The organism is Nocardia neocaledoniensis, assembly GCF_003182135.1.
Lineage (GTDB): Bacteria > Actinomycetota > Actinomycetes > Mycobacteriales > Mycobacteriaceae > Nocardia > Nocardia neocaledoniensis.
The window spans coordinates 56,548-70,507 of the sequence record NZ_QGTL01000019.1 but is presented as its reverse complement, the minus strand read 5'-3'; the positions used below and the strand labels follow the sequence as shown (position 1 = coordinate 70,507).

General features: G+C 70.7%; 15 protein-coding genes. 5 read left to right on the top strand and 10 right to left on the bottom strand.

Annotated features, from left to right (window positions below):
• The first annotated feature begins 49 nt into the window (after window positions 1-49).
• A complete protein-coding gene (locus DFR69_RS32510) occupies window positions 50-487 on the top strand; it encodes an SRPBCC family protein (protein WP_110041521.1) in 438 nt (145 codons plus the stop codon).
• A gap of 8 nt (window positions 488-495) precedes the next feature.
• On the opposite strand, the gene DFR69_RS32505 is transcribed toward DFR69_RS32510, so the two are convergent.
• From DFR69_RS32505 to DFR69_RS32480, 6 genes are all read right to left on the bottom strand, one after another.
• A complete protein-coding gene (locus tag DFR69_RS32505) occupies window positions 496-810 on the bottom strand; it encodes a hypothetical protein (protein WP_373867022.1) in 315 nt (104 codons plus the stop codon).
• 92 nt (window positions 811-902) lie between these two features.
• Window positions 903-2,390: an FAD-dependent oxidoreductase gene (locus tag DFR69_RS32500; RefSeq protein ID WP_110041520.1), complete on the bottom strand. Its 1,488-nt coding sequence runs from the start codon at window positions 2,388-2,390 to the stop codon at window positions 903-905.
• A gap of 82 nt (window positions 2,391-2,472) precedes the next feature.
• Window positions 2,473-4,704: a catalase/peroxidase HPI gene (gene katG / locus DFR69_RS32495; protein WP_110041519.1), complete on the bottom strand. Its 2,232-nt coding sequence runs from the start codon at window positions 4,702-4,704 to the stop codon at window positions 2,473-2,475.
• Entirely contained in the window at window positions 4,701-5,150 is a 450-nt protein-coding gene (locus tag DFR69_RS32490; protein ID WP_110041518.1) for a Fur family transcriptional regulator, read from the bottom strand. The genes katG and DFR69_RS32490 overlap by 4 nt, the downstream gene beginning before the upstream one ends.
• Before the next feature lie 39 nt (window positions 5,151-5,189).
• Complete coding sequence (locus DFR69_RS32485; RefSeq protein ID WP_110041517.1) at window positions 5,190-6,542, bottom strand: flavin monoamine oxidase family protein; 1,353 nt, start codon at window positions 6,540-6,542, stop codon at window positions 5,190-5,192.
• Window positions 6,543-6,634: 92 nt separating this feature from the next.
• Window positions 6,635-7,273 carry a TetR/AcrR family transcriptional regulator gene (locus tag DFR69_RS32480; RefSeq protein ID WP_110041516.1) on the bottom strand — a complete coding sequence of 213 codons (639 nt, stop codon included), beginning with the start codon at window positions 7,271-7,273 and terminating at the stop codon, window positions 6,635-6,637.
• Window positions 7,274-7,389: 116 nt separating this feature from the next.
• Between DFR69_RS32480 and DFR69_RS32475 the strand changes: the two genes are divergently transcribed.
• Both DFR69_RS32475 and DFR69_RS32470 read left to right on the top strand, forming a co-directional pair.
• The gene (locus DFR69_RS32475; protein ID WP_110041515.1) at window positions 7,390-8,745 is read left to right on the top strand and encodes a flavin monoamine oxidase family protein; all 1,356 of its coding nucleotides are present in this window, start codon (window positions 7,390-7,392) and stop codon (window positions 8,743-8,745) included.
• A 24-nt stretch (window positions 8,746-8,769) separates the two neighbouring features.
• Entirely contained in the window at window positions 8,770-9,474 is a 705-nt protein-coding gene (locus DFR69_RS32470; RefSeq protein WP_110041514.1) for a flavodoxin family protein, read from the top strand.
• 38 nt (window positions 9,475-9,512) lie between these two features.
• On the opposite strand, the gene DFR69_RS32465 is transcribed toward DFR69_RS32470, so the two are convergent.
• The gene (locus tag DFR69_RS32465) at window positions 9,513-9,833 is read right to left on the bottom strand and encodes a hypothetical protein (protein ID WP_244198575.1); all 321 of its coding nucleotides are present in this window, start codon (window positions 9,831-9,833) and stop codon (window positions 9,513-9,515) included.
• A 37-nt stretch (window positions 9,834-9,870) separates the two neighbouring features.
• Here DFR69_RS32465 and DFR69_RS32460 point away from each other — a divergent pair, with 37 nt between their 5' ends.
• The gene (locus tag DFR69_RS32460; protein WP_110041555.1) at window positions 9,871-10,278 is read left to right on the top strand and encodes a DUF1761 domain-containing protein; all 408 of its coding nucleotides are present in this window, start codon (window positions 9,871-9,873) and stop codon (window positions 10,276-10,278) included.
• Between the two features lie 58 nt (window positions 10,279-10,336).
• On the opposite strand, the gene DFR69_RS32455 is transcribed toward DFR69_RS32460, so the two are convergent.
• Window positions 10,337-10,729 (bottom strand): nuclear transport factor 2 family protein, encoded by a 393-nt coding sequence (locus tag DFR69_RS32455; protein ID WP_110041513.1) that lies wholly within the window; start codon window positions 10,727-10,729, stop codon window positions 10,337-10,339.
• 53 nt (window positions 10,730-10,782) lie between these two features.
• Window positions 10,783-11,724, bottom strand: coding sequence for an SDR family oxidoreductase (locus DFR69_RS32450; protein ID WP_110041512.1), 942 nt, complete (start codon window positions 11,722-11,724; stop codon window positions 10,783-10,785).
• Window positions 11,725-11,872: 148 nt separating this feature from the next.
• Between DFR69_RS32450 and DFR69_RS32445 the strand changes: the two genes are divergently transcribed.
• A complete protein-coding gene (locus tag DFR69_RS32445) occupies window positions 11,873-12,712 on the top strand; it encodes a helix-turn-helix transcriptional regulator (RefSeq protein ID WP_110041511.1) in 840 nt (279 codons plus the stop codon).
• 4 nt (window positions 12,713-12,716) lie between these two features.
• On the opposite strand, the gene DFR69_RS32440 is transcribed toward DFR69_RS32445, so the two are convergent.
• Window positions 12,717-13,946 carry a Glu/Leu/Phe/Val dehydrogenase dimerization domain-containing protein gene (locus tag DFR69_RS32440; protein WP_208644084.1) on the bottom strand — a complete coding sequence of 410 codons (1,230 nt, stop codon included), beginning with the start codon at window positions 13,944-13,946 and terminating at the stop codon, window positions 12,717-12,719.
• Window positions 13,947-13,960 lie beyond the last annotated feature (14 nt).

The window sequence follows — 13,960 nt, the reverse complement described above, 5'->3', positions numbered from 1 at the left end:
GGGTATGCCCGCGTTGCACGCCAGCGACTTTCCGCCGAGAGGAGACGACATGGTCCAGGTGACGAGCAAGATCCGCGCGTCGGCAGACGATGTCTTCGCGGTGATCGCCGACGGGTGGTCCTACGCGGGCTGGGTGGTCGGCGCCTCCCATATCCGCGAGGTGGACGACACCTGGCCCGCCGTCGGCGCGCGCATCCATCACAGCGTCGGGCCGTGGCCGCTGACCATTCAGGACACGACCGAGGTGCGCGCCGTCGATCCGCCGTGGAGCATCGAGCTGCACGCGCGCCTGTGGCCGCTCGGCACGGCCGTCGTCCGGCTCGAACTGCGCGCGACCGGGCCCGCCTCGTGCCAGGTCCTCATGAGTGAGGAGGCGGTCGGCGGGCCGGGGCGGCTGATCCCGCACGCCGCCCAGTCGCTGCTGCTGACACCTCGGAACAAGGAGTCGCTGGCGCGGTTGGCGGATCTCGCGATCGGCCGGGGGTGACCGGTGGCCTAGTCGCCGGTCAGCCGTTGGCGCAACAGCACCTTGCCCTGCTCGGCGCCCTTGTGGCTCTCGTGCCGGGCCTTGCGGAAGAACTCGGCGACCTCGCTGTCGCCCGCGCGGTCCGCGTCGGCGGCGAACTGCTCCATCCGCAGCGCGTTGCTCAGACAGGTCTCGACGAAACGGAGCAGGTCGTGATCCCGGTCCTTGCCCGCGATCGCGGTCGAGAGCTCCCCGCGCAGGCGCTGGGCCGTGGCCTCGTCACCGGCATCGTCTGCGGTCGTGATGTCCTGCCGCCACTGCGCGATGATGTCCCGCGAAACCATGAATCCTCCTTCGACGATGCGGTAACCGAAGCATGCGACCGTCCGGCGGTCACAGGGTGGCGATACCTCGTGGCCGTGGTCCGAAACAGCGCCTAGAGTTCGCGGGGCGACAGCGGCGCCGTCGCCGGGCCCTCGAGGACGCTGCCGTCCGGGGCGAAACGGGAGCCGTGCAAGGGGCAGTCCCAGGTCTTCTCGGCGTCGTTCCAGTTCACGATGCCCCACAGGTGGGGACACACCGGCGAGACGGCATCGGTGCGGCCGTCGACGGTGCAGACGGCGGTCGGGTGCAACCCGTGCCGTTCGACCCGGCCCTCGCCTTCGCGCGGCGGGAGACTCGGGCCGCCCTCGACCGCGTGCAGCCAGCCGGACGAAAGATGCCATGCCACCGTGGCATTCGCCTCCGCGCCGGCGCGCAGGGTGCCCACCACACCGGGGCGCCAGGTGTCGTAGACCCGCGCCCATTCCGGCGGCGTGCCGGTGATGCGGCCGACCAGCGTGAGGGCGGCGGCCACCCCGTTGGTCATCCCCCACTTCGCGAACCCGGTCGCGCACCGCACCCGGTCGCCGCCGGGACCCACCGGTCCCACGTACGGCAGTTCGCCGATCGGGTGATAGTCCTGCGCGGACCAGCGGTCGAGCAGTTCGGCGCCGGGGAACCAGCGGTTCGCCCAGTTCAGCAGGTCCGCGACGTGCCTGGCCTCGCCGTCGGCCCGGCCGACCACGTGGCCGCTGCCGCCGACCAGCAGCACCCGGCCGGTCTCGGTCGGCGCCCAGCGCAGCGACCTCGTCGGTGAACCAGCGCTGAGGAACATCTCCTCCGGCACCTGGCCCGGCACGTCGAACGCGGCGAGATAGGACCGTTCGGGGACCAGCCGGGCGGCCAGTCCGCGCCGATCGAAGACGGGCGATCCGGTCGCGACGATCGCGTTCGAGGCCGTCACCTGCCCGTTGTCGGTCGTCACCACGACCCGTTCGCCCTCGTGCCGAAGCCGGTGCGCGCGAGTCGATTCGAAGATCTGCGCGCCGTTTGCCTCGACGTCGGCCGCCATCGCTGCGAGCACCGCGACCGGGTCGACCTGGGCCTGCTCCGGCAGCCGCACGCCGCCGTATGCGGGGAAGGGCACGTCCAGTTCGTCGACCAGCTGGGTGGGCAGGCCCACCGCCCGTGTGGCCTCGAATTCGGCACGGACGGCGGCGGATTCGCGCGGTTGCTGCGCGTAGGTGATGGCGGGGACGCGCTGGGCCGAGATCTCGTGGGCGGCACAGAATTCCAGCAGCCAGTCGAACCCGGCGCGATTGGCCGCCACATAGCGCGACAGGGCCCTGGTGCCGTGCCGGTTCGCGATGGCCTGGGCGCGGGTGCCCTGCAACAGGGAGATCTTCGCGCTCGACGCCCCGGTGGTGACGGCACCGACCCGGCGGGCCTCGAGCACGGCGACCGCCCTGCCCCGCTCGGCCAGCAGCAGGGCGCTGGTCAGGCCGACGAGTCCGGCGCCGATGACGACGGTGTCGACCTCGATGTCGTCGCTCAGCGGCAGGCGGGTGGGCAGCACGGCATCGGTCGACCAGAAAGATGTCATGTGCGGCGCATACCCGGCCACGGCGATCCAAACGGACACACGGCAGCCCCGGCCGGTGTAGGGCCGGGGCTGCCGTCGTGGTTCAGCGCAGGTCGAACCGGTCGTTGTCGAGGACCTTGACCCACGCGGCGACGAAGTCGTTCACGAACTTCTCCCCCGCGTCGCGCTGGCCGTAGACCTCGGCGACGGCGCGCAGCACCGAATGCGAGCCGAAGACCAGGTCGTTGGCCGTGGCGGTCCAGCGCTTCGCGCCGGTGCTTCGGTCGGTGCCCTCGTAGACGTTCTCCGCCGACTCCGACGGCTTCCACTCGGTGTTCTGGTCGAGCAGATTGACGAAGAAGTCGTTGGTCAGCACGCCGGGCCGGTCGGTGAACACACCGTGCGCGGTCCCGCCGTAGTTGGCGCCGAGCGCACGCAACCCGCCGACCAGCACCGTCAGCTGCGGCGCCGTCACGTCGAGCATGTAGGCGCGGTCGAGCAGCAGCCGCTCGAGCGGAGCCTTCTCCCCCGGGCGCACGTAGTTGCGGAAGCCGTCGGCGCGCGGTTCGAGCACGGCGAAGGATTCCACGTCGGTGTTCTCCTGGGTGGCGTCGGTGCGACCGGGCGCGAACGGCACGGTGACCTTGTAGCCGGCGTCGGCCGCCGCCTTCTCCACCGCCGCCGAACCGGCGAGCACGATCAGGTCGGCCAGCGAGATCTTCTTGCCGCCTGCGGCCGAGGCGTTGAAGTCCTGCTGGATCCGCTCGAGCACGGGCAGCACCTGCGCCAGCTCGGCGGGCTCGTTGACCTCCCACCCGCGCTGTGGTTCGAGCCGGATCCTGGCGCCGTTGGCGCCACCGCGCTTGTCGGTGCTGCGGAAGCTGGCCGCGGCCGCCCACGCGGTCTTGACCAGCTGCGGCACGGTCAGCCCGGAGTCGAGGACGGTGGTCTTGAGCCCGGCGACGTCCTGCTCGTCGACGAGCGGGTGATCCACGGCCGGAACCGGGTCCTGCCACAGCTGCGGCTCGGGCACCCACGGGCCGAGGTAGCGGCTGACCGGGCCCATGTCGCGGTGCAGCAGCTTGTACCAGGCCTTGGCGAACGCCTCGGCGAGCTCCTCGGGGTGATCGAGCCAGCGGCTGGTGATCTCGCGGTAGATCGGGTCCTCGCGCAGCGAGAGGTCGGTGGTCAGCATCGTCGGGGTGCGACCGGGTCCGCCGAACGGGTCGGGGATGAGACCTTCGCCCGCGCCGTCCTTCGGCTTCCACTGCCAGGCGCCCGCGGGGCTCTTGGTGAGCTCCCACTCGAACCCGTACAGGTTCTGCAGGAAGCCGTTGCTCCACCGGGTCGGCGTGGCGGTCCAGACCACTTCCAGGCCGCTGGTGATGGCGTCTTTGCCCTTGCCCTCGCCGTAAGTGCTCTTCCAGCCGAGACCCTGCTGCTCGAGCGGGGCGGCCTCGGGCTCGGGGCCGACCGCGGCGGCGTCACCGGCGCCGTGGGTCTTGCCGAAGCTGTGTCCGCCGACGATCAGCGCGGCGGTCTCCTCGTCGTTCATGGCCATCCGGCCGAACGTCTCGCGGATGTCGCGTGCGGCGGCCACCGGGTCGGGCCTGCCGTTGGGGCCCTCCGGGTTCACGTAGATCAGGCCCATCTGCACCGCGCCGAGCGGGCCGGCCAGCTCGCGGTCGCCGCTGTAGCGCTCGTCGCCGAGCCAGGTGTCCTCCGGACCCCAGAAGACTTCCTCGGGCTCCCAGATGTCGGGGCGGCCGAAGCCGAAGCCGAAGGTCTGGAAGCCCATCGACTCCAGGGCGACGTTGCCGGCGAAGACCAGCAGGTCGGCCCACGAGATCGCGTTGCCGTACTTCTGCTTCACCGGCCACAGCAGCCTGCGGGCCTTGTCGAGATTGGCGTTGTCGGGCCAGCTGTTGAGCGGGGCGAAGCGCTGCGAGCCCTGCCCGCCGCCGCCGCGCCCGTCGGCGATGCGGTAGGTGCCCGCGGCGTGCCAGCTCATCCGGATGAACAGGCCGCCGTAGTTGCCGTAGTCGGCGGGCCACCAGTCCTGCGAATCGGTCAGGACCGCGGCCACGTCCGCTTTGAGCGCCTCGACGTCGAGCTTGGCGAATTCCTTCGCGTAGTCGAAGTCCTCGCCCAGCGGATTGGACTTGGACGAGTGCGCGTGCAGCACCGAGACATCGATCTGCTCGGGCCACCAGTCCTTGTTCGAGTGGGGGCGGCGGTCGGTGTCGGGCGTCGGCGAGGGGATCGCCGGGTTCTCGCTCTCGCTGGTGCTGCGCGTGTCGGTGTCAGGAGTGGGTGGGCGGCTATCGGAGGTCACGATATTCCTTCCTGGACGGGATGTTCGGGCTGCGAACAGTCGGGGCACAGGCCCCAGTAGATGACCTCGGCTTCATCGATCACGAAGCCATGGTCGTCGGAAGCGGTCAGACAGGGCGCCGGGCCGACCTGGCAGTCGACATCGGCGATCACCCCGCACGCGCGGCAGATGACATGGTGGTGGTTGTCGCCGACCCGCGATTCGTAGCGGGCCACGTGTCCCTTGGGCTGGATGCACCGCAGCAGTCCGGCCGCGGTGAGTGCCCGGAGCGAGTCGTAGACGGCCTGGTGCGAGACCACGGACAGGCGCGAACGCACGGCGCGGATGATGGAATCGGTGTCGGCGTGCGGACGCTCGTGCACAGCGCTCAGCACCGCGATCCGCGGCGCGGTCACGCGCAGCGACACGCTTCGCAGCAGCTGCTGGAACTCCGTGTCCGTGGGCACGCTCGCAGTGTTCTCCGCTTTCTGGAATCAGTCAAGCATTTACCGGTCAGTGGAATTCGGGACCAGGAACGCGGCGACTTCGCGGGCCGCGCGTTCCCCCGACTCGATGGCGCCCTCGACGTAGCCCGCGTGTTCGGCCGCGGTCTCGGTACCCGCCCAGTGCACGCGACCCATGGGCGCGGCGGGCATCGGGAAATAGCCCGTCTCGTCGCCGAGGCGCGGCAGCGCGGAGTAGCCGCCGCCGACGTACGGGTCCCGGTGCCAGGACTTCTCGTGCCAGCCGCGCGGTGCGAGCACACCCGGCCCGAGATGCTCGGCGACCGGCCCGAGGACAGCGGCTCGGCGCGCGTGGTCGTCGAGATCGTCGAGCGCGCGAGCCTCCCGCCCACCGACGAGCATGCACAGGTGGCCGGGGCCCTCCGGTGGCGAGGTGTCGAACACCGCGGTGCCCGGCTCGGAGAGCAGCACCGACTCGGCCTCGCCACGCGCGCGCCAGAACGGGCGGTCGTAGACGGCCACCGCCTTGTACACCGATCCCATACAGGTGTTGTCCTGCAATCGAATTCGCGAGGCGGGTGCGGCGGGGCGATGTTCGATCGTGGCGGCCTTCGGCGGTGCGACGGTGACGATCACCCGCTCGGCTCGGTAGTCGCCCCAGGCGGTACGGACCGTGACGCCGGTGTCGTCGCGATGCAGGGCGGTGACGGGGGTGCCGAGGACGACCCGGTCCCCCAGGTCGGCGGCGAGTCGCTCGGCGGCCGTCCCGAGCCCCTCGACGACGAGGTTCTCCTGCGCCCCGCCCGCGGTGGCGAGCATGGCGGCGAGTCCGCCCTGGTAGCGGATCGCCGCCAGGAGCGCGTGCATCGCATAGTTGTCGAGGTCGGCGGTGGTCGACTCCGAGACGAACACTTCGAGCAGCCGGCGCGCCCGTCGGCTGGGTAGGCGACGCAGCCACGAGCCCACGCTGCCTGCGGTCAGCGATCGCGGGGCGCCGACACGGGCGAGGATCTCGCAGAGCAGCAGCGCCGCGGTCGCCACCGCGACGGCGGGCCGGCGACCCACTGGCGTGGCGCCGTCGACGATCGCCGGGCGCGCCGGCGTGCGCATCGGGAACACAGTGAGACCGAGTTCCGCCGCCAGCGCCTCGGCCCGGTGGTGCCCGCGCCCGATCCACTGTCCGCCGAGGTCGACCCGCGAGCCGAGGACGGTGGTCTCGGCCAGCGTCCGCCCGCCGGGGCGTTCGGCCGCTTCGAGGACGACGACCTCGATGCCATGCCCCCGCAGTTCCCGCGCGGCGACGAGCCCGGCGACCCCGGCGCCCACCACGATCACGGGAACGGTGCGCGGTGGCGGCCCGCCGGCGGCGGGGTCGTTCACTGTCTGCTCGGTCATGTCGTCTCATTCCGATGGTGACCAAATAAAGTCATACGACTGTACGAATCACGATAGAGCGAAGGTGACCGGAAGGCAACGATCGATGCGCACTAGCCTGCGGCAGCCGACCTTCTCGATCCGCGCGCCACCCGCTGCGGATCCGCGAAGAGCACCAGCATGTCGACGGCGTTGTCGAGGTCGCGACGGGCGCGCGCGGCGTCCGGATTGGCCACATGCTGCAGGATCAGCCCGTCGACCTGGGCGAGTACCAGCCGGCCGAGCGTGTCGAAGCCGACGGCGCAGCGCTCGCCCGCGGCCTGGGCGGCCTGTTCACAGAATTCGGTGACCACCGCGCAGTAGCGGTCGTACTGCAGCCGGGCCAGATGCGCGGCGGTCTCGCTGCGCAGCGAGTACGCCATCAACTCGTACTGCATGATCTGCAGGCCGATCCGATGGGCCACCAGCTTCTCCCAGAAGCTGGTCACCCCGTGCCGCAGCGCGTGCTCGACGCCCCGGTCCAGCTCCAGGCCCTCGCGCAGGGTCCCGGAGATCTCCTCGACGACCGTCGCGATGACCGCGCGCAGCAGCTGATCCTTGCTCGGGAAGACGTACTGCAGGGTGCCAAGCGGCACGCCGGCCTCGGCGGCGACCGCCCGCAGCGTCGCGGCGGGCACCCCGACGTCGCTGAGCACCTTGATCGCGGCGGCGATGATCTGCTCCTCGCGCTCGCTCGCTTTGACGTAAACCACGGGTCGCTCCTCGTCTGACTGATGCGCGAACGTCCGGACAACTCTTGCACAGACCGCTGCCGTGACCTATATTACAGTCATACAACCGACTGACTTTTCTGAGCGAAGGATCGAGCATGACCGATGTCGACGTAGTCGTGGTGGGCGCGGGGCTGGCGGGCCTGACCGCGGCCAGGCAGCTCCGGTCCGCGGGCCGCACCGTGCGGGTGCTCGAGGCCAGGAACCGGGTCGCCGGCCGCAACCTGGGCGGCGCTCTCGCCAACGGCGTGCCGGTGGAACTGGGCGGACAGTGGATCGGCACGACCCAGACCGAGATCCTCGCCCTCGTGGCGGAACTCGGCCTGACGACGTTCCCCACCTACGACACCGGCGACGCGGTGACGCTGTACCGCGGCACCCGCACTCGCTACGGCGACGCGAGCTTCGGCCTGTCCGAGACCGCGGCCGTGGAAGTGGGCCGGCTGCAGGCCGAGCTCGAGGCGCTCGCCGAGACCGTGTCGCTGTCGACGCCGTGGACCTCACCCGCGGCGGCCGAGCTCGACCGCCGCACCGTCGACGAGTGGCTGCGCGCGAACACCGGTGACGCGGAGGTCCTGGCCTTCTGGGACGCGGTGGTGCCCGCGCTGTTCTCCGCCCAACCCGCGGAGCTGTCGCTGCTGCACTTCCTGTTCTACGTCAAGTCCGCGGGCATGCTCGACATCCTCGTCGGAGTCACCGGCGGCGCCCAGGAGCTGCGCGTGGTCGGCGGCACGCACCAGATCTCCGAGCGGCTCGCGGCGGAGCTCGGCGACGAGATCGTGGCCCTGGACGCGCCGGTGCACGCGATCGCCCAGGACACCCACGGCGTCCGGGTGACCTGCGCGAGCGGCGTGATCACGGCCGAGCGGGTGATCGTGGCGATCCCGCCCGCCCTGGCCGGGCGGCTGCGCTACGACCCGGCGCTGCCCGCGTCCCGCGACGGCCTCACCCAGCAGATGCCGATGGGGTCGGTGATCAAGATCCAGGTCGCGTACCCGACGCCGTTCTGGCGGGCGGCGGGACTCAGTGGCTTCGCGTTCAATCTCGACGGCGCCCTGAGCGTGACCATGGACAACTCCCCACCCGACGGCTCGTGCGGCGTGCTCGTCGGATTCTTCGAGGGCGCGCACGCGCGGAACGCGGGCACCTGGAGCGTCGAGAAGCGCAGGGCCGCCGCCGTCTCGGAGCTCACCGAACTGTTCGGCCCCGCCGCCGCCGAACCGATCGACTACGTCGAGCGGGACTGGATGGCGGAGGAGTACACGCGCGGCTGTTACGGCGGCCGTCTCGGCGCCGGTGTCTGGACCCAGTACGGCGCCGCCCTGTCGGAACCGGTCGGGCGGATCCACTGGGCGGGTGCGGAGACCGCGGCGATCTGGAACGGCTACATGGACGGCGCCGTACGCTCCGGCCACCGCGCCGCGACCGAGGTCCTCACCTGCCTGGATTCGTGAGCGAGTCGGCGGACACTGGAGGGCATGACTCGATTCGACGATCTGAGCGCGCTGTTCATCAACTGCACGCTCAAGCGCTCCCCCGAGCCGAGCAATACGCAGGGGCTCATCGACGTGAGCGCCGGCATCATGGCCAGGAACGGGGTGCGGGTGTCGCACCTGCGGGCCGTCGACCATGACATCGCGACCGGGGTGTGGCCCGACATGACCGAGCACGGCTGGGCCACCGACGAGTGGCCCGCGCTGCAGGAGCAGGTGATGGCGGCCGACATCCTGGTGCTCGCGGGCCCGATCTGGTTGGGCGACAACAGTTCTGTCACCAAGCGGGTGATCGAGCGCCTCTACGGCAACTCCTCGATCCTCAACGAGCACGGCCAGTACGCCTATTACGGGCGGGTCGGCGGCTGCCTGATCACCGGCAACGAGGACGGCGTCAAGCACTGCGCCATGAACATCCTCTACAGCCTGCAGCACCTGGGCTACACCATCCCGCCGCAGGCCGACGCGGGCTGGATCGGGGAGGCCGGCCCGGGGCCGTCCTACCTCGACCCCGGCTCGGGTGGCCCCGAGAACGACTTCACCAACCGCAACACCACCTTCATGACGTGGAACCTGATGCACCTGGCCCGCGCACTGAAGGACAACGACGGCATTCCCGCGCACGGGAACCAGCGCTCCGAATGGGACGCGGGCTGCCGCTTCGATTTCGAGAATCCCGAGTACCGCTAGGCGTTGCCGGCCATGACGTTGTCAACGGCGTCGTCCGACTATGAGTCTCTCGGACCCAATGTCGTGGAGACGGCCTCTCCGACGAACGCCCGCCGAAGTGCATCGGAATCTCCGCGAAGTTCCCCTGCATCGAGCGCCTGATCGACGGTGAGGGCACCGGCGACAAGACTGACAACCGTGTCGGCCTCGGCCACCAAGACGGTCTCCGGTTGATGATCGTCGCCGATGCCCGCACTCGGGCCGTCCTCGTCGATGCGGAGAACGATGAGCAGGCCCTCCACCTCGAAGCCGGCCTCCACCGGCGGCGCTGCCGTCCTCCCGCGGAGGATGGCGGGCAGGGCGAGGGTCAGCCGTCGCAAGGGACTGTTCGTGGCCCACTGTCAGGGAGGTATGGGCATGGAGATCAGCTGGATCGGTGTGCTTCTCGCGTTCGTCGCGGGGATGGTCGTCGCGATGGCCTGGTACTCGAAGGGAGCCATCGCGGACGCGTGGGAAGGGCTCACGGGCATCACGCCGGAGAAGAGCAGACCTGTCCGAACGCGGAACCTGATCCTGCTCGCCGTGTCCAACGCCGCGACCACCGTCGGACTGGCGTTCGCCGTCGGGCTCGCGTCGGCAGCCACCGGCAACGAATCCGTGTGGATGGCCGTGGCGGTCGGGTTCGGCGCCTGGCTGACCCTGTCCGCATCGACCCTCCTCCAGCACAACTCGTTCGAGCAGAAGCCCCTGAAGTTGACGACCATCAACACCGGCTATCAGCTGGCACTGTTCCTGGCGATCACGCTGGTGTTGGGACTGTTCTAGGCATGCCGATCCATGAGGGGGCGGACCAGGCCGTACACGCCCCTCCTACAGCTAGGACTCACCCGGGCCGCGCCGCGGTGATCTGGGTGAGCAGGCACCGCCAGCGGCCGGCGGCGTGGGTGAACACGTCGGTGGTCCATTCGTCGGCGTCGATGCGGGTGCCCAGGTAGTGGGCGGTGTTGGTGGCGCGGGTGGTCAGTAGGGCGAGGTCGCCGTGGTAGCGGACGCGGACCTCGCCGACGCGGCGCATCGCCGAGTGGGTGAGCTCGCCCGAGCGCACGAGCGCGAGAAACCGCTCGGCCGTGGCGATCCCGTTCTCGGAGACCATGACCCACTCCTCGGCCATGAACGCGCCGATGCGGTCGGCGTCGTTGGCGACGATGGCCGCCATCCACTCGTCCAGGGTCGCCACGAGGTCACGATCGGTCAGCTGGTCAGGCGTGGTAGTCATGAATCGACGCTACGACCGGAATCTTGCGCCGGTCTTGGACGATTGGAACGGCGTCAGGCGTTGATGCGCAGGTCGGTGAGCTCTTCGGAGAGCTGCCAGATGCGGCGGGCCGCTTCGGGGTCGCGCAGGCGGCGGTAGAGCTTCTGCTCGGCGGGCGGGCCGCCGAGGTGGCCGAGTCCGCGGGGACCGTAGAAGCGTCCGGATTCGGCCGCGGGCGAGGTGGCGGCGTAGAGCGCGGGCAGCTTCGCCGACTCGACCGTGCCGACGACCAGGCCGCGCGCGGACAACCACCGGATGAGCTTCACCCCGGTGGTGTCCTCGGCGCGCCCGACCTCCGGCCGGGCGGCGAGCAGGTTCGTCGGCGCGACGCCGGGATGGGCCAGATTGCTGGTGATGCCCCAGCCGTCGGTGTCGCTGCGCCGGGCGAGTTCGAGCCCGAACAGGCCGAGGGCGATCTTGGATTGGCTGTAGGCGCGCATGCCGTCGTAGGAGCGTTCCCAGTTCGGGTCGTCCCAGTTGATCCCGTTCTGGTTCGCCGCGACACTGATCTGTGAGGTGACGCGGGCCCGCCCGGCGCGCAGCAGCGGCAGCAGGTGACCGACGAGGGCGAAGTGGCCGAGATGATTCGTCCCGAACTGCAGTTCGTGGCCGTCGGCGGTGACCTGCCGTTGCGGCGGGGTCATCACCCCGGCGTTGTTGATCAACAGGTGGATCGGGCGATCCTCGGTTAGCAGGCTCGCCCCGAGCGCCGCGACCGACGCCAGCGACGACAGGTCCAGCTCCCGCAGCGAGACGCGCGCGCCGGGAGTCGACCGCAGGATCTCCGCGCGGGCCGCCTCCCCCTTGCGCTGGTTGCGTACGGGCAGAACGACCTCGGCTCCCGCGGCCGCCAAGCGCGCCGCGATGCCGACGCCCATGCCGTCGCTGGCGCCGGTGACGACGGCGCGGTTGCCGGTGAGGTCGGGGACGGTGATGTCGAGTGGCCGACGTGGCATGTCGCTTCTCCTTGGTCGCCTCGGCGTGCTTGGCTCGCCTTCGACGATCGTCGCTCCGGGAAGCGCGATCCAGGGACTACCTGTCCGTGGATAGGTCCTGGTCCAGAAGGTAGAACCGAACCCGAGCCGCGAAAGGGGTGGTACGCCGATGATCGATCGGGCCGGACTGGCCGAATTCCTCAAGCGGCGCCGGGAATCACTACAGCCCGAGGACGTCGGGCTGCCGCGCGGACAGCGCCGCCGCACCAGCGGGTTGCGCCGGGAGGAGGTCGCGGTCCTGTGTCACATGTCGACGGACTACTACGCGCGCATCGAACAGGAACGCGGTCCGCAGCCCTCCGAACAGATGACGGCCGCCATCGCCCAGGGCCTGCACCTGTCGCTCGACGAACGCGACCATCTGTTCCGCCTGGCCGGTCACACCCCGCCCGCGCGCGGCGCGAGCGGCGAGCACATCAGCCCCGGCCTGCTGCGGATCTTCGACCGGCTACAGGACACCCCCGCCGAGATCGTCACCGAACTCGGGGAGACGCTGCGCCAGACACCGCTGGGCGTCGCCCTCACCGGCGAGACCACCCGATACAGCGGACCCGCGCGCAGCATCGGCTACCGCTGGTTCACCGACCCCGGCGAGCGCGACCGCTACGACCCGGCGGACCACCCGTTCCTGTCGCGGATGTTCGTCGCCGGACTCCGCGAGGTCTCCACCCGCCGCGGGCCCGGCTCCCGCGCCGCGCACTACGCCGACCTGCTGCTCGCCGAGTCCGCGGAGTTCCGGACCCTGTGGCACACCCACGAAGTGGGCGTGCGGCCCCACGAGGTCAAGCGGTTCCGGCATCCCGAAGTCGGCGCGCTGGAGCTGAACTGCCAGACGCTGCTCGATCCCGTCGAGGCCCATCTGCTGCTGGTCTACACGGCCACGCCCGGCAGTGCCGACGCCGAGAAGCTTCGGCTGCTCTCGGTGGTCGGAACGGATGTCTTCGGCTGATCCGTCAGGGGATGACGACGGGACCGCTCGGCGTGGAAGGGGTTTCGGTCCAGCGCCGGGCGGTCTCGCGCGGGGTGACGTGCTGGTCGGTCCAGGCGGCCAGCAACTCCGCGACCTTGGCGTGCATGATCACGCGCAGGCGGTCGAACGAGGTCGCCGGGGTGTCGTCCACCTCGCCGAGCAGCAGCCACCAGGCCCAGGCGACGGCGCCCGCGTTCGCCACGAAATCCGGCAGCACGGCGACGCCGCGGGCGGCGAGCATGGCCTCGGCCTCCGGGGTGGTCGCGGCGTTGGCCGCCTCGACCACGATGCGGGCGCGCACGTCGTAGGAGTTGTCCGGGGTGAGCGCGTACGAGATGGCCGCGGGGACGAGGATGTCCACGTCGGCGGAGACGATCGCGGCGCGCGGCAGCTGGTCGATGCCCGCGGGCAGCCGGGAGCGGTCGATCTCGCCGTAGGCGTCACGCAGCGCGAGCAGCGCGGGGATGTCGAGCCCCTCGGCGCGGTGCAGGGTGCCCGCGGCGTCGGCGATGGTGGTGACGGTCATCCCGGCCTCGTGCAGGTAGTAGGCGGCCGACCCGCCCATCGTGCCGATCCCCTGGATCGCGACGGTGGTCGCGGCGGGCGCGCGGCCCCACGAGACGGCCGCGGCGAGGCAGGCGTGCGCCACTCCGTAGCCGCCGATGACGTCGCCGAGCAGGAACCCGCCTTCGACCGCGGCGTTCAGCCCGTCGCGCACCCTGCGCAGCGTCGCCGCGGGATCGGCCGAGCGGCGGATCGCGGCGTGATAGCTCTGGCCGAGGCCGAGCTTGTCGAACACCGCGTCGATGAGGTGCTGCGGAACGCCGAGGTCCTCCGCGGTGACCCAGTGCGTGTCGAGCCACGGCCGCATCGCCTCGCAATAGCGCTCGAGCACCTCGACCGCGCGCGGATCCTTGGGGTCGAAGTCGATGCCGCCCTTGGCGCCGCCGACCGGGAGGTCGAAGGTGGCGGTCTTGTCCGCCATGCCGCGCGCCAGATCCTCGACCTCGCTCAGCCGGCAGCCCGCGCGCATCCTGGTGCCGCCGGTCGCCAGGCCGGAACGCAATGTGTGCACGACGAGGTAGCCGACCGCGCCCGTGCTCGAATCCGTCCAGTGCAGGCGCAGATACGGCTCGGGGCGGGTGGCCGCGGGAATCGTCGGAGTGGTTTGCGCGGTCACCTGCGGGGTACTCCCAGGTGAGTTCTGCATCATCGTCACGGCGACAA